This is a genomic window from Spirillospora sp. CA-128828, from assembly GCF_050945415.1.
Classification (GTDB): Bacteria; Actinomycetota; Actinomycetes; order Streptosporangiales; family Streptosporangiaceae; genus Spirillospora.
Map to the genome: position 1 here is coordinate 5753660 of NZ_CP191986.1, position 17901 is coordinate 5771560.

Annotated in this window: 14 protein-coding genes; 5 read left to right on the plus strand and 9 right to left on the minus strand. The window is 72.6% G+C overall.

Features of this window, described 5'->3' with window-relative positions:
- Positions 1 to 166: 166 nt before the first annotated feature.
- The 8 genes from ACQPXG_RS28010 to ACQPXG_RS28045 all read right to left on the minus strand — a co-directional run bounded on the left by ACQPXG_RS28010 (position 167) and on the right by ACQPXG_RS28045 (position 10772).
- Entirely contained in the window at positions 167 to 1324 is a 1158-nt protein-coding gene (locus ACQPXG_RS28010) for a S1 family peptidase (RefSeq protein WP_433462100.1), read from the minus strand.
- A gap of 123 nt (positions 1325 to 1447) precedes the next feature.
- Positions 1448 to 4144: a sugar-binding protein gene (locus ACQPXG_RS28015; protein ID WP_433462101.1), complete on the minus strand. Its 2697-nt coding sequence runs from the start codon at positions 4142 to 4144 to the stop codon at positions 1448 to 1450.
- 19 nt (positions 4145 to 4163) lie between these two features.
- Complete coding sequence (locus ACQPXG_RS28020; RefSeq protein WP_433462102.1) at positions 4164 to 4955, minus strand: carbohydrate ABC transporter permease; 792 nt, start codon at positions 4953 to 4955, stop codon at positions 4164 to 4166.
- Positions 4952 to 5917, minus strand: coding sequence for a carbohydrate ABC transporter permease (locus ACQPXG_RS28025; RefSeq protein WP_433462103.1), 966 nt, complete (start codon positions 5915 to 5917; stop codon positions 4952 to 4954). The genes ACQPXG_RS28020 and ACQPXG_RS28025 overlap by 4 nt, the downstream gene beginning before the upstream one ends.
- A gap of 87 nt (positions 5918 to 6004) precedes the next feature.
- Positions 6005 to 7363 carry an extracellular solute-binding protein gene (locus ACQPXG_RS28030; RefSeq protein WP_433462104.1) on the minus strand — a complete coding sequence of 453 codons (1359 nt, stop codon included), beginning with the start codon at positions 7361 to 7363 and terminating at the stop codon, positions 6005 to 6007.
- A 31-nt stretch (positions 7364 to 7394) separates the two neighbouring features.
- Complete coding sequence (locus ACQPXG_RS28035) at positions 7395 to 8600, minus strand: carbohydrate kinase family protein (protein WP_433462105.1); 1206 nt, start codon at positions 8598 to 8600, stop codon at positions 7395 to 7397.
- A gap of 46 nt (positions 8601 to 8646) precedes the next feature.
- Positions 8647 to 10014 carry a 6-phospho-beta-glucosidase gene (locus ACQPXG_RS28040; protein ID WP_433462106.1) on the minus strand — a complete coding sequence of 456 codons (1368 nt, stop codon included), beginning with the start codon at positions 10012 to 10014 and terminating at the stop codon, positions 8647 to 8649.
- Positions 10011 to 10772 carry a DeoR/GlpR family DNA-binding transcription regulator gene (locus ACQPXG_RS28045; protein ID WP_433462107.1) on the minus strand — a complete coding sequence of 254 codons (762 nt, stop codon included), beginning with the start codon at positions 10770 to 10772 and terminating at the stop codon, positions 10011 to 10013. Before ACQPXG_RS28045 ends, ACQPXG_RS28040 begins: the two co-directional genes overlap by 4 nt.
- 416 nt (positions 10773 to 11188) lie before the next feature.
- On the opposite strand from ACQPXG_RS28045, the gene ACQPXG_RS28050 reads away from it, so the two are divergent.
- Genes ACQPXG_RS28050 through ACQPXG_RS28065 form a run of 4 tightly spaced genes read left to right on the plus strand, consistent with a single transcriptional unit; the run spans position 11189 to position 14811 of the window.
- Positions 11189 to 12199 carry a carbohydrate kinase family protein gene (locus ACQPXG_RS28050; RefSeq protein WP_433462108.1) on the plus strand — a complete coding sequence of 337 codons (1011 nt, stop codon included), beginning with the start codon at positions 11189 to 11191 and terminating at the stop codon, positions 12197 to 12199.
- Positions 12178 to 13086 (plus strand): SIS domain-containing protein, encoded by a 909-nt coding sequence (locus ACQPXG_RS28055; RefSeq protein ID WP_433462109.1) that lies wholly within the window; start codon positions 12178 to 12180, stop codon positions 13084 to 13086. The genes ACQPXG_RS28050 and ACQPXG_RS28055 overlap by 22 nt, the downstream gene beginning before the upstream one ends.
- Positions 13083 to 14006: a 1-phosphofructokinase family hexose kinase gene (locus ACQPXG_RS28060; RefSeq protein WP_433462110.1), complete on the plus strand. Its 924-nt coding sequence runs from the start codon at positions 13083 to 13085 to the stop codon at positions 14004 to 14006. Before ACQPXG_RS28055 ends, ACQPXG_RS28060 begins: the two co-directional genes overlap by 4 nt.
- Positions 13984 to 14811 (plus strand): class II fructose-bisphosphate aldolase, encoded by an 828-nt coding sequence (locus ACQPXG_RS28065; protein WP_433462111.1) that lies wholly within the window; start codon positions 13984 to 13986, stop codon positions 14809 to 14811. The genes ACQPXG_RS28060 and ACQPXG_RS28065 overlap by 23 nt, the downstream gene beginning before the upstream one ends.
- Here the strand turns inward: ACQPXG_RS28065 and ACQPXG_RS28070 are convergent.
- A complete protein-coding gene (locus ACQPXG_RS28070) occupies positions 14795 to 15394 on the minus strand; it encodes a dihydrofolate reductase family protein (RefSeq protein WP_433462112.1) in 600 nt (199 codons plus the stop codon). The two genes, ACQPXG_RS28065 and ACQPXG_RS28070, sit on opposite strands and share 17 nt — an antisense overlap.
- Positions 15395 to 15589: 195 nt before the next feature.
- Between ACQPXG_RS28070 and ACQPXG_RS28075 the strand changes: the two genes are divergently transcribed.
- The gene (locus ACQPXG_RS28075) at positions 15590 to 17251 is read left to right on the plus strand and encodes a sulfatase (protein WP_433462113.1); all 1662 of its coding nucleotides are present in this window, start codon (positions 15590 to 15592) and stop codon (positions 17249 to 17251) included.
- Positions 17252 to 17901: the final 650 nt, after the last annotated feature.

Genomic DNA, 17901 nt, shown 5'->3' on the forward strand with positions numbered 1-17901 from the left:
AGGCACCCCCGTCACCCGGAGGCGAACACGGTGCCCGCAAAGCCTTTCAGCCGATCCGCCTTGTTGTCACCCGATTCCCGGCGCGGACTCGGGTGCCGCGTCACGGCGGACGCCGCACATGAGGGAGGCCCAGGCCGGATGTGGCCTGGGCCTCGGTTGGGGGTGGTCAGCCGATTTCGGCGCCGAAGACTTGGAGGGCCTCCGTCACCGGCTGGAAGAATGTGACGCCGCCGGTCTGGCAGTCGCCCGAGCCGCCGGAGGTGAGCCCCAGGGCGGCGCCGTCGGCGAAGAGCGGGCCTCCGCTGTCGCCCGGCTCCGCGCACACGGTGGTCTGGATCATGCCGCTGACGCTGCCCTCGGCGAAGTTCACCGTGGCGTTGGTGGCGGTGACGGTGCCGTCGTGGACGCCCGTTGTGCTGCCGCTGCGCAGGACCTCCTGGCCGACGACGGCCTCGCCGGCCTCGGTGATCTCCTGTGCCTGGCCGTTGTAGAGGTTGACCGCGCTCTGGCCTGCTTGGCCCTCGCTCTGGACGAGCGCGAAGTCGTTGCCGGGGAAGTCGCTCTCCACGGTGGTGCCGACGGCCTCGGCGCCCTCCTGGTCGGAGGTCCAGTTCTGGACCTCGTTGCCGCAGTGCCCGGCGGTGAGGAAGAAGTCCTGCTGGCCGCGCTTGACGTTGAAGCCGAGCGAGCAGCGCGCGCCCCCGCCGAAGATGGCGTCGCCGCCGAGCGCGAACGTGCGGAGCGTGCCGGGGATGCGGACCATCCGGATCGCCGCGCCCATCTGCCGGGCGGTGCGCTGGACGGCCGCCATGCGCGTGCCGGTGACCGTGTCGTCCGTCCACACCGTGACCTTGGACGTGGCGGGGTCGACGGCCCATCCGGTGCCGGGGATGTCCGACACGGACTGGCGGAGCGTGCTGGTGACCCGCGTCAGGGTGGCGGGGCTCCGCTGGGTCATCTTGGGGACGGCGCCCGCGGCGCGCACCGCGGCGGCGTCCGTGGCGTTGGTGACGGTGACGACGGGACGTCCCGCGGAGTCCACGTAGCCGCCGGTCGTGCGGGTGCCGAGCCGGTCGGCGATCCTGGTGGCCGTGGCGGCGGCCTGGCCGGTTCGCCGGCCGGCGGTCTGCCCGGCGCCCTGTCCCGTCCCCTGGCGTCCGGCCTGGGCGTCGCCGGCGAGTTTCGCCTCCTTGCCGCCCGGCCGTCCCTCGGCGTGCACGACGTACAGCGAGCCGGCCAGGAGCCCGGCGGATCCGGCGGCGACCGCGGTCGTCGTGACCGCGGTCCGCAGCCGACTGTTCCTCACGCTCTTCCGGCGCGTCATGAACCCTCCCGGTTCCGGGTGTCGATCTACGCGTGGGGGTACGCGTCCCGGCGGGAGTGAGTTCAAAGTCTCCGGCGGCAGCCGCCGGACCAGGGTGGACGGCCCCGGCCCGGCGGCGTCGCCTCATCCGGACAACGGGACGGCGCCGCTCGCCGTCCCGCCCTTCGCCGCCTCGAAGGCCATGGTGACGGTTCCGGTCCCGCCCGGCACGGTCACCGTGGTGACTCCGGCGTGGCGGATCTCGACCTGCTTCGTGCCGAGGAGCTTGCCGTCCCACACGTGAACGTGGGCGGTGCCGGGCCCGGTCGCCAGCAGCCTGACGGTGGTCGAGCCGCCGGAGACCTTCGGCTTCCCGGTGATCCGCGCCGTGTCCGAGCGCGGCGCCGCCGGGCCGGCGGCCAGCGGGACTCCGGTCCGCACCGCCTGGAGGATCGACTCCGGCGAGTTCACCGACCGCGTCGCGTCCGTCGGCATGGCCGGCGCCGGGGGCGTGGTCGGCATGCCGGACGGCGGGGTGTGCCCGGGTAGGGACACGAGGCCCCACCGGTACGGGTCGCCCTGCACGCCGCCCCAGGTCGACCAGCCGATACGGGTCTGGCCGGTCTTGTCCTGGGTGTCGGAGTCGTACACGAACAGGTTCAGGCCCATCCGCTCCGGGTCCACCGCGGTGGGCAGCGCCTTGAACGGGATCTCCGCCTCGATCACATAGCCGTCGTACGGCTCGGCGACCGACGAGGCGACCCGCATGCCGGGCGCGGTCTCCTCCCCCGGGCCCTGGCGGGCGTCCGCGTCACGCTCGAAGCACGGCTTCCCGTCCGACATCTTGGGGAAGATGCCGGTCTTGAACGTGGTGGAGGTGTTCTCGGAGTCGCCGCGGGGGTCGATCGCGAGTTCCACCGAGTCGGTGCGCCAGTGCCGCTTGCAGTCGTCCGCGCCGAGCACGGTGCCCTGCTTGTCGTCGCGGACCTTGACCAGCACGTGGAGCGCGTCGTCGGTCCAGGTGACCTTGCCCGTCGCCGAGCAGTCGGCGGCGGACTCGCAGGCCGAGCCCTCCCAGCGCCGGGACAGGTTCAGTTCCGGCCCCGGGTACTCGCCGGGCGACTCCTTGCCGTCCACCGTCGGCACGGTCTCCGCCTTCGGCAGGACGGCCGCAGGGACGAGTTCCAGGGCGCCCTTCTGCACGTCGGAGCCCGAGGACGTGGTCGTGGTGATGGTCAGGTCGTAGTCTCCGCCCGCGCCGCCGTCGTTGGAGGTGGGCAGCGAGGCGTCGGTGTTGGTGACGGTGAACGTGGCCGCGCCGGTCGCCCCGGCGTCGAGCGTGTACGGCTTGGACGCGGCATCGGCGGCGAAGCCCTCCGGAAGATCGAGCTTGACGGTGCCCGACTGCGGGGCCGCGGTCGTGTTGGCCAGGTCCACGCGCACCTTGCGGGACTTGCCGGACGCCAGCGTGAGCACCCGCTTCACCTGCCCGGTCAGCGCCGGGACGCCGGTCTTGCCGGCCCAGGAGTCGAAGTCCGCCACGCGCGGCAGCGGTTCCAGCACCCCGGTGACGGCCGGCCGGACTTCCACGGATGTGGCCGCCTGTCCCTTGGCCGTGCCGCTGGAGAGGGTCGCCGCCAGCTGGACGCGGCCGGCCTTCGCCCCGGCCGGCGGCGTGACCGTGAACGTCGCCGTACGTTCGGTCGAGCCGACCGTCCCCAGGTCACCGGTGCCTGTCACGTTCCAGCCGGACGGCACCGCCAGCGACGCCTTGGCCGCCTTCAGCCGATTCGGGGAACTCGCGTGCGCGGTCACCTTGAAGGGGCGTCCGGCGGTCACACCGAACGAGTCCGTGGTCAATGAGAACCGGGTGCCGAGCGGGAGGCCGCCCTTGCCCGGCAGCACCGCGCCCTCCAGCATCGCCGCCGGGCCGGTGTTCCCCAGCGTGAACGGGACCCGGCTGTGGATCTGCATGTAGTAGTCGCAGCCGATCTGGGCCGGGTCGGACGGGACGTCCGGGAACCCGCCCCAGCCCTGGCTGACGTACGTCCGCTGCGCCTCGCGCTCGACCTGCGCCCACGTCCTGCCGCCGTTGCGGGCGGACGCACGGCCGCCCCATACGCCGTAGGTGATCGAGGCCGGGTCGGCCGGGGTGCCCTGGGCGGCGCAGGCGGCCCCCGTGGGCCCGGACGCCCCGCCGGTCTGGAACAGCCGTCCCGGAGCCCACGTGCTCAGCCTCTCCTTGCCGAGCTGGGCGGGGAATGCGGCGGGGTCGGACGCGGCGAAGTAGGCCTCGGTCGCCAGCCGCGCCGCCTCCTGGTGGTTGCCGTGCTGGCCGGGCAGCGGCGCGGGCACCATGGTGACGATGACCTTCGGCCGGGTCTCGCGGACGAGCCGGACGACCTTCTCCAGCGTCTTCTCGTGATCCCAGGTGGCGGCGGTGAGCGGGGTGCTCACCGTGTAGTAGAAGTCGACCTTGTCCAGGTAGTGGATGTCGGTGACGCCCGCCTTGCCGACGGCGCGCCGCTCCTCGTTCTCCCGGAGCAGCCCGAGCGCCGGCCCCTCCTCGGTTCCGGCGGCGTTGCCGCCGCCCTCGCCGCGGGTGACGGTGAGGACGCCGACCTTCGCCTTGTCGAACTCGTTCCACTGGCCGAGCGTGGACAGGGCGCCGGCCTCGTCGTCGGGGTGGGCGCCGACGAACAGCACGTCAAGCCGGCCGTCGGCGGAATCGGTGGACGCGGCGCCGCCGGGCCCGGCCGCCTCCACGGGCGGGCTCGCGAAGGCGATCGCCGAGGCGGCGAGCACCGTGGACAGGACTGCGGGTAGGGCGAGTCTTCGCATGAACTCTCCTGTTCTTTCCCTACTCCTTGACGGCCCCCGAGAGCATTCCTGCGATGAACTGGCGCTGCAGGAAGACATAGACGATCACGATGGGCGCGGCGATGATCAGCGCGCCCGCCATGAGCAGCGAATAGTCGGTCTTGTGGGTGCCCTGGAAGAAGGACAGCCCGAGCGGTGCGGTGCGCAGCCCCTCGTCCGAGTTGATGATCACCAGGGGGAGCAGGAATTCGTTCCAGGTCCACATGGTGGTCAGCAGCAGCATGGTGAGGATGGCCGGGCGGCCGACCGGCACCAGCACCCGCCACAGCGTGGTCCAGCTGGACGCGCCGTCGATACGGGCCGCCTCCAGCAGGGACCGCGGGACGCTGCGGAAGTAGGCGCGCATCCAGAACGTCCCGAAGGCCACCGACATCGCCACCTGCGGGAGGATGAGCCCCGCGTAGGTGTTGTCGAGCCCCGCCGACCTCAGGTCGAAGTAGAGCGGGACGACGATGGCCTCCGTCGGGATGGTCAGCCCGGCGAGGAACAGCAGGAACACCGCGCCGGAACCGCGGAACCGCATGGTGCCGAGCGCGTACCCGGCCGTGATCGACAGCACCGCGGCCACGACCACGGTGATGACCGTGACGATGACGCTGTTGCGCATGTAGGTGGCGAAATGGCCTTCCCGCCATGCCGTCCCGAACGCGGAGACGTCGAGGTCGGGCAGCCGCAGCGCCTGCGCCACGATCCCGATCATGGGGAATACGGCGATGACCGCGAAGACGGCCAGGATCGCGTGGTTGACGAACCGTTCCGTCCGCCCGGTCATGCGCCCTTCCCTTCCACGAGCCGCCGGATCCCGGCCGTGACGGCGAACGCCAGCACCGCCAGCGTGACGCCGATCGCGCACCCGAGCCCGACCTCGCCGGTGTTGAACGTGCGGTTGTAGACCTCGTAGGCGGGCACCTTCGTCGCGTCGCCCGGCCCACCCGAGGTGGCCATGTAGATGAGGTCGAAGTTGCGGACCGCGATGATGGTCGTCAGCGTGAGCGCCACCGCCAGCTCGCGGCGCAGCCCGGGCAGGGTGACCGCGAGGAACTCGCGCACGGCGCCCGCACCGTCGATCCGGGCGGCCTCGTACAGCTCGCGCGGTATCTTCTGCACCCCGGCGAGGAACAGCACCATCGCGAGCCCGATCCCGACCCAGGTCCCGACGACCCCCACCGCGGGCAGCGCGAAGGTGAAGTCGCCGAACCAGCCGTGCCGCCAGTCGGGCAGGCCGAGCGCGTGCAGCCAGCCGAGGACGGTGTTGACCGGCCCGTCGGTGGAGTACACCCACCGCCACGCCACGGCCACCGCCACCATCGCGACGACCTGGGGCAGGAACAGCACCGTCCGGAAGAACGTGAGGCCGCGGATCCTCGTCCGCGACATCGCGCCGACCAGCACGAACGCGATGCAGCATGGCAGGACGGAGTAGAACACGACGAGGACGAGCAGGTGCCCGAACGCGCCCCGCAACGCCGGGTCCGACCAGATGGCGGTGTAGTTGGAGAACCCCGCCCATGTCGCCGGGCCCAGGCCGTCCCAGTGGTACAGGGAGAACTGCGCGCCCCGCACCAGCGGCCACAGCAGGAACGCCCCGTACACCAGCAGCGCGGGCAGGACGTACAGCCAGCCGACTCCCCGGGCCTCCCCGGGAGGCGCGGAGGCGCCGTCCCGGAGCGCCGCACGCGGGGCCGACGCCTCACGCCTGGACTTCGGGGTCTTTCGCCGCGCGACGGTCGTCATGTGCGGGCTCCTTGTCCTGCGTCCGGCCCGGTCCGGCGCCCGGCCGCGCCGTGGACGAGGCGCGGCCGGGACGGACGGACCCGATCCCTACTTCTTCTTCTGGAAGGCGGTGTAGTCGTCCTGCGCGGCCTTCATGACCTCGTCGGCCGGCTTCCGGCCGGCGATGAGCTCCTGCAGCGGGCCGCCGAACGCGTCGGCGAAGGTCGGCGTGGCGTAGTCGATGTACGGGGTGACGCCGTCGCTCTTGCTCAGCTCCGCCCAGGCCGCCGACACCTCCTTCAGCAGCGTCGCCGAGGGCTGCTTGGACGGCGCGGCGAGCACCGGCAGGTTGCCGGTCTCGACGGAGACGTCCATCGCCTCGGGCGAGGTGATGAAGTTGATGTAGGCCGCGGCGACGTCCGCGTGCTTGCTCTTGGCGGTGATCGACCAGGGCAGGCTCTCGCCGCCCATCGTCGCCGTCGGCGCCCCGGCCTGCGCGGCGGGCGGCAGCATGAAGCCGGCCTTGTCCTTCATCTTGTCGCTCAGCTCGGACGCCCACCAGGTGCCGCCGAACATGAACACGCCTTCGCCCTTGGCGAAGTTCACCGGGGTGTCGTCCCATTTGACGGAGTTGGCGTCCTTGGTGAAGAAGCCCTTCTTCGACCAGTCGGCGAGCTTCTGCGCCGCCTGGACGTTCGGGGCGTCCGTCCAGGCGCCGCCGCTGCCGAACACGAGCTTGCGGACGGACTCCTTGTCGGTCACGCCGTCCTGGAGGATGCCGTACAGCTGCATCGCGGGCAGCTTCTCCAGGTTGCCGAACGCGATCGGGACCTCGCCCTTGCTCTTCGCGGTGCCGAGCGCCTGGTCGAACTCCGCCCATGTCTTCGGCGGCTGGATGCCCAGCTTGGCGAGCTTCTCCTTGTTGTAGTAGAGCCCGACGATCTCACCGTTCAGGGAGACGCCGTACAGCTTGCCCGAGCCGATCAGTTTCCCGCCGTCGGTGACGCTGTTGAGGTCGAGCAGGCCCTTGGGGTACCGCTTACTCCACCCGTAGACCTTGTCGTAGGAGTCCAGCGGGAGGAGCATCCCGGCCTTGACGTACTGCGCCATGGACGCGTAGCCCTGGTTGGCCTCCACGACGTCCGGCGGGTTGCCGCCCGACAGGGCGAGCCGCAGCGTCGACTGCAGGTCGGTGAACGACCGCGACACCCGCTTGATCTTCACGTTGGGGTACTTGGCCTGGAACTGCGCGTTGAGCTTCTCGATCTGCTTCTTCTGCCCGCCCTGGACCTCCTGGTCCCAGACGGTGAGGGTCACGTTCCCGGCCTTGGCCACGTCGGTGTTCACCGCGGCGGGCGCCTTGCTCTCCGGCTCGTCGCCGGACGAACCGGGGGCGCACGCGGCGGCGAGCACGGTCGCGAGGGCCGCGACCGCCGCGGCCGCCCCTCGCCTCGTCAGTGTCGGCATTCCAGCGGCTCCCTTGTCTCTCTGTCCCGGGTCAGGACGGCTGCTGAGGCTCGGCCCGGAGGGTGGGCTCGGCCCGGACGACGGTGTCGGTCGCCGAGTCGGGGATGAAGTCCACGACGAAGGCGTACTGTTCGAGGACGGATTCGGGGACCTCGCCGGACTCGCCGAACGCGGCGATCTCCCCCCAGCACGGCGCCCCGAGCGAGCCGCTGCGGTGCCGGACGGACAGGCCCGCGCACAGGTTGGCGAACCGCAGCCGTTCGGCGAGCGGGAGCCCCGCGAGCGTCCCGAACAGGAATCCCGCGCCGAACACGTCGCCGGCCCCGGTGGCGTCGAGCGGGCGCACCGGCAGCGCCTCGGTCTCGGCGACCTCGCCGGTCGCCGAGTCGATCGCGACGGCCCCCGCGCCGCCGCGCTTCACCACCACGACCGGGACCCGCTCGGAGAGCCTGCGGGCGGCCTCCTCGGGCGTCCCGGCGCGCGTGTAGGCCATGGCCTCCACGGCGTTCGGCAGGAACACGTCCACGTGCTCCAGCCGGTCGAGCACCTCGGTCGACCAGGTCTCGGTCGCGTCCCAGCCGAGGTCGGCGAAGACGGTGGTGCCCGACCGCCGCATCTCCCCGGCCCAGCCCGGCACGGGACGCTCGATGTCGACGAAGCAGGCCCGCGCGGCGGGCGGCGGGGAGCCGAGCACCGCCTCCGCGCCGGCCGTCGGCTCCTCCGCCGGAGCGAGGTCCGGCATGGGCTTGGCGTAGGTGACCATGCTGCGGTCGGAGTCGTAGGCCAGCGACACCGTGACGGGCGTGGGCCAGCCGGTGATCTTGCGGGAGTGCCCGAGGTCGATGCCCTCCTGCTCGGCGAGCGTCCGCCACAGGTAGGCGCCGAACATGTCGTCCCCGAACGGGGCCGCGAGCCCGACCCGCAGGCCGAGCCGGCTCATCGCCACCGCGATGTTCGCGACGCCGCCGGGCGCCGAGCCGAGCCCCTCGGTGAACAGCTCCGTCCCGGGCGGCGGCAGCCCGGGCAGCCCGGTGAAGATCATGTCCATGAAGACCTGGCCGCTCAGGAAGACGTCCAGCTCGGGCGCCGCACCGGCGTCGTCCGCGCGGTGCAGCATGTCCGCGGCGAGGCCCCGCTCGGCGCACGGGTCGGCCAGGGACGGCTCGGGCGGCCGGCCGGGGGCCGCCGCCCCGCCCGGTCCCGGGTCCGCGCTCCCGTCCAGGGTCTCCGCTGTCATGACTCCTCCTCACGAGGGCCGTCGGGGCTGAGGTCGGTCGCGGGGGTCATCGGCCACCGGCCGTGAAGACGCCGGCGACCTCGGGAATCCGGTCGATGTAGCCGTCGAGCAGCCGCCGCCCGATCTCCACGGAGTCGACCAGGGGGTGCAGGGCGAACGCCTTGACGGCGTCCGCCCGCGAACCGGTGGTGGCGGCCTGCACGGTCAGCCGCTCCACGGCCTTGACCTGCTGCATGAGCCCGGTCTGGTGGAGGTCGGGCTGGTCGAGGACGAGCGGGTGGACGCCGGCGGCGTCGACGGTGACCGGCACCTCGACGACCGCGTCCGGCGGGAGGGCGGTGACGGTCGAGCCGTTCCGCACGTTGAGGATCATGGTGGCGCGCTCGTCGCGGCTGATCGCGGCCATCACGTTCAGCGCGACCCGGGCGTATCCCTCGTCCGCGGGGTCGATGCCGGCGTGGTCGTCGAGGGCCTCGCCGGTCCGAGCGCCCTTCATCTCGGCCATGTAGCTCGCGCTGCGGGACGCCACCGTCTCGCGCCACAGTTCCATGGCCGTGCCGCCGGACGCCGCCGCGATCCGCTCATAGAACGCCTCCTGCTGCTTGAGCAGGAACTCGCCGCGGGTCTGCGGCGCGTCCAGGGTGGCGCGGACCGCCTCCCGGTTGAAGTAGTAGTAGTACAGGTACTCGTTGGGGATCACGCCGAGGTCGCGCAGCCAGTCACGGCCGAAGACCACGCCCTCCTCCAGCGTCCCCAGCAACTCCTCGTCGGCGAGCATCCGGGGCAGGACGTCGACGCCGTCGTGCAGGATGCGGCGCATCCAGCCGAGATGGTTCAGGCCGACGTAGTCGAGCCGGATCCGGCCCGGATCCAGCCCGAGGGCCGCGGCCACCCGCATGCCGAGCCCGGACGGGGTGTCGCAGATGCCGAGCACCCGGTCGCCGAGCACGCCCTGCATCGCCTCGGTGATCATTCCGGCGGGGTTGGTGAAGTTGATGACGTAGGCGTCCGGCGCGAGGGCCTTCACGCGGTGCGCGATGTCGAGCATGACGGGAATGGTGCGCAGCCCGTACGCGATCCCGCCGGGACCGGTGGTCTCCTGCCCGAGGACGTTCAGGTCCAGGGCGACCCGCTCGTCGCACACACGCCCTTTGAGGCCGCCCACCCGGACGGCGGAGAAGACGAAGTCAGCCCCTTCCAGGGCCTTGTCAAGCCCGGTGCCGGTGAACACCCGCGGCGCGTCCTCGACCCCTTCGGCGAGCGCGCCGAGCACCGCCGCCATCGCCTCCAGGCGGCCGGCGTCGGAGTCCTGGAGCCAGACCTCCTCGATGCGCGGAGAGCCCGGGTCCTGCAACAGGGCCTGGTACACGTACGGCACCCGGAACCCGCCACCGCCGAGTATGGCCAGCTTCATGCGAAGAACACCTTCCCGCCCGCCTCCCGGCAGACCTCGAGCGTCCGGGGGTCGGCCCCGGCGGTCGTGACCAGCGCGTCGATCCGGTCGAACGCGCACACCCGCAGCGAGCCGGTGCCGGGGAACTTCGCCTCCGAGGCGACCAGCACCACCCGGTCCGCGGATTCGAGCATCGCCTGCTTGATCGGCGTCTCGACCTCCATGTCGTCCATGACGTGCCCGTCCGGCCGCACTCCGGTGCAGCTGAGGAACACGAGGTCGGCGCGCACCTGGCGGAGCGTCGTCTCGGTGAGCGACCCGACGAGGGAGAGGTAGTTGCGCCGCACGACACCGCCGAGCAGGCACAGCCGGACGGCCTCGTCGTCGCGCAGTTCGTCCAGCACGGCCAGATTGGCGGTGATGACGGTGACGGGCCGGCCGCGCAGATGCCGGGCGATCAGCCTGGTGCTGGTCCCGATGTCGAGCACGACGACCATGTCGTCCTCCACCAGCGCCGCCGCCCGCTCGGCCACCGCGGCCTTCTCCGCGCTGTCGTGCTCCGCCGACGCCGCGAAGGAGATCTCGGGCACCGCCGTGCGGGGCGACAGGGCCGCTCCCCCGTAGGTCCGCAGGAGCTCGCCGTTGCGGTCGAGCACGTCCAGGTCACGCCGGATCGTCGACTCGCTCACCTGGAGGGTCTCGGCCAGCTCCCGCACGGAGGCGGCGCCCTTGGTGCGCAGGGACGACACGATCTGCGCACGACGCTTGCTCGATGTCACGCCGTGGAACGTAACACTCTTGCTCGACATCCGTCACCACCCTGGGCGGAACCTGCTCGAAGTCCGTCATTCACTTCGCTGACGTGCACAAAGTCAGTCAGGCCGACAATGGAGTCAGGGGGTCCTGTCGGGAGGCGGGAACGTTCCATTGGGCCTGGGCCCACCGCGCTGCCGGAGGACGGCCCCCGATGTCAGGACGCAAGGTCAATTCGCACATATCACCCCTGCCGACCACCAGATCCGGCGACTGCCTCCACCTCTGCGGCGACGGCCTCCCTGTGCGCCCCTGACGCTCCCACTCCCCGGTCCGACCCGTCGGCTCCTGCGAACACCGGCGGGGTCTGCTCTTGTGCGGTGGTGATTGTTTGCGGATGATTGGCGGGAGTTTTGAGCGTGAACGCGCATGCGGAGGTGTGGTGGGCGACGCGGTCGATCTGCTCGTGGTCGGTGACGCCAACCCGGACGTCGTGCTGGTGGACGCGCCGCGGCGGCCGGTGTTCGGGCAGCGGGAGGAGCTGGTCCGGCACGGCGAGCTGGCGCTGGGCGGGTCCGCGGCGATCATGGCGTGCGGGGCGGCGCGGCTCGGTCTGCGCGTCGCGTTCGCGGGGCGGGTCGGGGACGACGCGGCCGGGCGGTTCGTGCTCGGCGCCCTCGCCGACCAGGGTGTGGACGTGTCGGCGTGCACGGTCGATCCCGAGATTCCGACCGGGCTCACGGTGATCCTCAACGAGGGCGCCGACCGCGCGATCCTGACCGCGCCGGGAACGCTGCCGGAGATGACGGCGGAGGACGTCCCCGCGAAGGCGCTGCTGGGCGCCCGGCACGTGCATGCCGCTTCGTACTTCCTTCAGCCGGGGCTGGCGGCCGGCCTGCCCGCGTTGTTCGCCACGGCGCGCGCGGGCGGGGCGACCACCTCGCTCGACACCAATGACGATCCGTCCGGGCGGTGGGCGGGGCTCGATGCCGTGCTCGCCGTGACCGATGTGCTGCTGCCGAACGAGTCCGAGGCCCGGGCCATCGCCGGATGCGAGGACGTCGCCGAGGCCGCCCGGCGGCTGGCGGCGCGCGGGGTCCTGCCGGTGATCAAGTGCGGTGCCGAGGGCGCCCTGGCGTGGGACGGGGGGCTCGTGCGGGCCGCCCCCGTCCCGGCGGAGCCGCTGGACACGGTGGGGGCGGGGGACTCGTTCGACGCCGGTTTCCTGGCCGCCCGGCTGCGCGGTCTCGACCTGGCCGGATGTCTCGCGCTGGCGACCGCCGCCGGAGCGTTGTCCACCCGCGCGCACGGCGGAACCCGAGCCCAGCCCACCTGGACCGAGGCCGCCGAAGCGGCCCGCCACGCCGGGAGCCCGGCCGGGCCGCCCGGAGGCTCCGCGTCCGAACCGGTCGAGAGACGTCAGGAGAATTCATGGCCGACAACCGCATCATGAGCGAGATCGCCGCGCAGCCGGAGTGCTGGCGGCGCGCCGCCGGGCTGGCCGCCGGGCTGCGGGACGCGCTGCCGGCCCGCGGGGAGCGGGTGGCGGTCGTCGGATGCGGCACCTCGCTGTTCATGGCGCAGGCGTACGCGGCGCTGCGGGAGGGCGCGGGGCACGGTGAGACCGACGCCTTCGCCGCCTCGGAGATGCCGCTCGCCCGCCGTTACGACCGGGTGCTGGCGCTCACCCGGTCCGGGACGACGACCGAGGTCCTCGCCGTCCTGGACGGGCTCGGCGGCGCCGTCCGGACGACCGCGATCACCGCCGACCCGGACACCCCGGTCGCCGGGAGCGCGGGCGAGGTGATCTCCCTGGACTTCGCGGACGAGGAGTCGGTCGTCCAGACCCGGTTCGCCACCACCCAGCTGGCGCTGCTGCGCGCCCACCTCGGCGAGGACCTGACGGCCGCGATCGCGGACGCCGAGGCCGCCGTGACCGATCCGCTCCCGCCGGAGCTGCTGGACGTCGGGCAGGTCACGTTTCTCGGCCGCGGCTGGACGGTCGGGATCGCGCAGGAGGCCGCCCTGAAGATGCGCGAGGCCGCGTGCTTCTGGACGGAGGCGTACCCGGCGATGGAGTACCGGCACGGGCCGATCAGCGTCACCGGCCCCGGCCGCGCGGTGTGGATGTTCGGTGGGCTCCCGGACGGCCTGGCCGGCGAGGTGGCCGCGACCGGCGGGCTGCTGCGCGCCGCCGGCGCCGACCCGCTCGCCGACCTGATCCGGGTGCAGCGGCTCGCGGTCGCGCGCGCGACGGCGGCGGGCCTCGATCCCGAACGGCCCCGGCACCTCACCCGCTCGGTGATCCTGGACCCCGCCTCCGGGGACGGGGGCGCATGATCCTCACGGTCACGCCGAACGCGGCCCTCGACGACACCTACGAGGTGCCGGACGCGCGGTTCGGCGAGGTCAACCGGGTGGCCGCGGTGCACCGGCGGCCCGGCGGCAAGGGCGTCAACGTGGCCCGGGTGCTGCACGGCCTCGGCCACGAGGTCGTGGCCACCGGGCTCGCCGGCGGCGCCGCCGGGCGGCAGATCGAGGAAGGGCTCGCCGCCCTGGGCGTGCCCGCCGCGTTCACGCCGGTAGCCGGGGAGTCGCGCCGCACGGTCACGGTCGTCGGCGCCGAGGTGACGATGTTCTGCGAGCCCGGGCCCACCGTGACCGCCGCCGAATGGGCGGCGTTCCTCGCCCGCTACGAGACGCTGGCCCGGGACGCCGCCGTGGTCGTCCTGTCGGGGAGTCTGCCCCCGGGCGTCCCGCCGGACGCCTACGCGCGGCTCACCCGCCTCGCCCCCGGCCCGGTGATCCTGGACGCCGACGGGGAGGCGCTGCGGCTCGGGCTCGCCGGACGCCCCGCCGTGGTGAAACCGAACGCCGAGGAACTGGCCCGCGTGAGCGGCACCGGCGACACGGCGGCCGGCATCCGCGCGCTCCGCGCGGCGGGCGCGCGGACCGTGGTCGCCTCCCTCGGCGCGGGCGGGGTCGTCGCGGACACCCCCGGCGGTGCCCTGCGCGCCGCCCTCGACCGTCCCGTCCCGGGCAACCCGACGGGCGCGGGAGACGCGCTCGCCGCCGGGCTGGCGGCGGGGCTCGCGGTGGACCGGCCCTGGCCGGACCTGCTCCGGAACGCGGTCGCGCTGGCCGCCTGCGCGGTCCGCTCTCCCGTCGCCGGTGAGATCGACGCCGCCGCGGTCCCCGCGCTCCTCCCCCATGTCAGCGTCCGAGCCGAGGAGGACCATGCCGCTCGTCCCCATGAGTGAGGCCGTCGGCGCGCCCGGGCGGGGGCTCGGGGCGTTCAACGTGATCCAGCTGGAGCACGCCGAGGCGATCGTCACCGGCGCGGAGCGCATGGGGGCGCCCGTGGTGCTCCAGGTCAGCGAGAACTGCGTCGCCTACCACGGCGCGCTCGCGCCGATCGGGCGGGCGGTGCTGGCGGTCGCGCGCGCCGCCGCCGTGCCGGTCGTCGTCCATCTGGACCACGCCACCTCGGCCGGCCTGGTCGGCGAGGCCGTGGACCTCGGGTTCGGGTCGGTGATGTTCGACGCCTCCCGGCTCGCGCACGACGCGAACGTGGCGGCCACCGCCGAGGTCGCCGCGCGCTGCCACGCGGGCGGGGTCTGGGTCGAGGCCGAGCTCGGCGAGATCGGCGGCAAGGACGGCGTGCACGCCCCGCACGCCCGGACCGACCCGGGGGAAGCCGCGGGCTTCGTGGCCGCCACCGGCGTGGACGCCCTCGCCGTCGCGGTCGGCACGTCCCACGCCATGCTCACCCGCGACGCCGTCCTGGACCTTCCCCTCATCGCGCGGCTGCGCGACGCCGTGCCCGTGCCGCTGGTGCTGCACGGCTCGTCCGGGGTGCCCGACGAGGCGCTCACCGCCGCCGTCCGGCACGGCATGACGAAGATCAACATCGCGACGCAGCTGAACAAGGTGTACACCGGGGCCGTCCGCGAGCGGCTCGCCGCCGACCCCGCCCTCGTGGACCCGCGCCGCTACGTCGCCGCGGCCCGCGACGCGGTCGCCGCCGAGGTCGCCCGCCTGCTGAAGATCATCCGCGTCGGCTGACGCGGTAGGTCACGTGGGTGACCAGCTCGGTGCGGGACGCGCCGGCCGGTTCGAGCGAGAGGTCGCCGACGCCCTCGAAGAGGCGCTCGCCCCGGCCGAGGACGATCGGCGCGACGTGCAGCCGGAGCTCGTCGATCAGCCCCGCCGCGAGGTACTGGTTCACGGTGTGGGCGCCGCCCGCGATCGCGATGTCCCGGTCCCCAGCGGCCTGCCGCGCCTGGGCCAGCGCCGACTCGACGCCGTCGGTGACGAAGAAGAACGTCGTCCCGCCCTTCATCGGGACGGGCTCGCGCGGGTAGTGGGTCAGGACGAACACCGGTGCGTGGTACGGCGGCTCGTCGCCCCACCAGCCGTTCCATTCCAGATCCCAGTCGCCCCGGCCGGACGCGAACATGTTTCGTCCCATGATGTAGGCGCCGGCCGAGGTGATCTTCTCGACCTCTTCGGCGTTGGCCTCGGCCTCCTCGAACATCCACCGGTGCAGCAGCTCGCCGCCGTCTCCAAGCGGCTCGTCCATCCGCTGGTTCGGGCCCGCCGCGTAGCCGTCCACGGAAACCGTGATGTCACAGGTGACCTTGCTCATGTCGATGCCTCCTCAACGGACGCCCCTTGCGGCGCCTCTCACTAGGAGATCGGAGCCGCCTTCCGCTCCTCGACATCCCGCCGGGAGAAACATGGAAACGTTTGAACCCTCTGGCGCGAAGCGGACGTGCAGTGGGTGTCGCGGTCGCGGCAGGGGGAACGAGCCTGGGAGGACCAACTGACCACCGATAGCCGCGTGGAGCGGGAGACACAGGAGGAAGTGCCGGCCGGAGCCCGGAAAGCGGACGCGCGGCCGCGATGGCGGCGGGTCGCCGGGCGGACGGTGACCGTCGCGGCGTTCCTGTTCGTGCTCGCGGCGCTGGTCGCGCCCGCCGAGTTCGCGCGTCTCACGCCGGGCGCCTTCGTGCGCATCCCCGTGGAGGGCGTGCTGGGCGTCGCGCTGATCCTCGTGGTGCCGGCGAGGGCGCGGCGGTACGTGGCCCTGACGGCGGGGGCGGTTCTCGGGCTGCTGTTCGTCCTGAAGGTGATGGACATCGGGTTCGACGCGGTGCTCGTCCGGCCGTTCGACCTGGTGCTCGACTGGCCGATGCTGGCGCCGGGCGTGGAGTTCGTCAAGGAGTCGGCGGGGTCCGCCGGAGCGATCGGCGCCGTCGTGGGGGCGGCGGTGCTGACGGTCGGCGTGATAGTGCTGATGGCGCTGTCGACGCTGCGCCTGAGCCGGGTGGTGGTCCGGCACGACCGGCCGGCCGCCTGGGGGGCCGGGGTCCTCGGCGCGATCTGGGTCCTGTGCGCCGCGCTCGGGGCGCAGTTCGTCCACGGTGTGCCGGTCGCGTCCAGGAGCGCGGCGGTGCTCGCCTATGACCACGCCCGGCAGGTGCGGACGAGCCTGAACGACAAGAAGGAGTTCGCGAAGGCCGCCGCGGTCGACAAGTTCCGCAACACGCCCGACGACAAGCTGCTGACGGGGCTGCGGGGGAAGGACGTCACCCTGGCGTTCGTCGAGAGCTACGGGCGTTCGGCGGTCGAGAGCCCGGAGTACGCCGGGCAGGTCGACGCCGTGCTGGACCAGGGGTCGCGGCAGCTCCGCGAGTCCGGGTTCGCCGCGCGCAGCGGCTGGCTCACCTCGTCGACGGCGGGCGGGGGCAGCTGGCTGGCCCACGCCACCCTGCTGTCGGGCCTGTGGATCAACAACCAGCAGCGGTACCGGACGCTCGTGCACAGTGACCGGCTGACGCTGAACGGGGCGTTCCACCGGGCGGACGCGCGGACGGTCGCGCTCATGCCGGCGATCACCCGGGCCTGGCCGGAGGCGTCGTTCTACGGCTACGACAAGGTCTACGACGACCGCACCCTCGGCTACCGCGGGCCGCGCTTCAGCTTCGCCACGATGCCGGACCAGTACACCCTGTCGACGCTCCAGCGCACCGAGCTGGACAAGAAGGACCGTGCGCCGGTGATGGCCGAGACGGCGCTGGTATCCAGCCACGCGCCGTGGGCGTCCATTCCCAGTCTCGTCCCGTGGAACCAGGTCGGAGACGGCTCGGTCTTCAACGGGATGGGCAAGGGGTACAACGCTCCTTGGCCGGGGCCCGGTCAGATCCGCACCGAATACCGCAAGTCGATCGAGTACACGCTGAACACGCTCGTGTCCTACATGCGGACCTACGGCGACGACGACTCGGTCCTGATCTTCCTCGGCGACCACCAGCCCGCGCCGCTCATCACCGGCCCGGGCGCGAGCCGGGACGTGCCGATCACGATCGTCGCCAAGGACAAGGCCGTGCTGGACCGGATCTCCGGCTGGGGATGGCAGGACGGCCTGCGCCCCGGCAAGAACACTCCGGTGTGGCCGATGAGCGCCTTCCGTGACCGTTTCCTGACCGCTTTCGGAGGCTGAGGCCACACCATGCCGCACCCGCTCCCACGGCTCCATTCCCCGAAAGCGCTGAAGCTCGCCCTGGCGGCGCTCGCCGCCGCCCCGCTCGCCATCGCCGGCGTCCTGGCCGCTGGTGTGGGCCGACGACATCACTGGATCTGCCGCTTCGCTTCCGTCCTCGGATAACTGGCTCATGACACCGGCCACAAATACCCAGGGCGCCCCGCAACCGGGGCATCGGAGAGATCCAGCACCACACCGCCGATTCGGCAAATATCGCCAGAGCGGCGCCGGACACCTGAAGATCACCGATCAAAGGGGCGTCAGGCGAATGGACTTTCGCCCGCATCGAGACGCCCCGTACCGACTCCAAGGCGGTTAACTGCCGCATTCTGCACATCGAGGGCCGCGTCCAGATACCGAACGTCATCGCAACCCAGACGCTCGGCTACCGATCTATGGGCCTGTACTCCAGTCCTCGGTCCGCCAGGGCATGAGCGCGCCCCACGCACTTTGCGCGACTGCCCGACTACCGGCATAGGAGGCGCTAGTGTGTTCGATGTGCGGGGCGAAGGGTGACTCCGGAAGCTCCGAAACGTCACGACGGACACAGCGTGACAGTCGCCGCCGGACGGGCGGAGACAGAAAATGCCTGCGGAGGGGATGTAAGA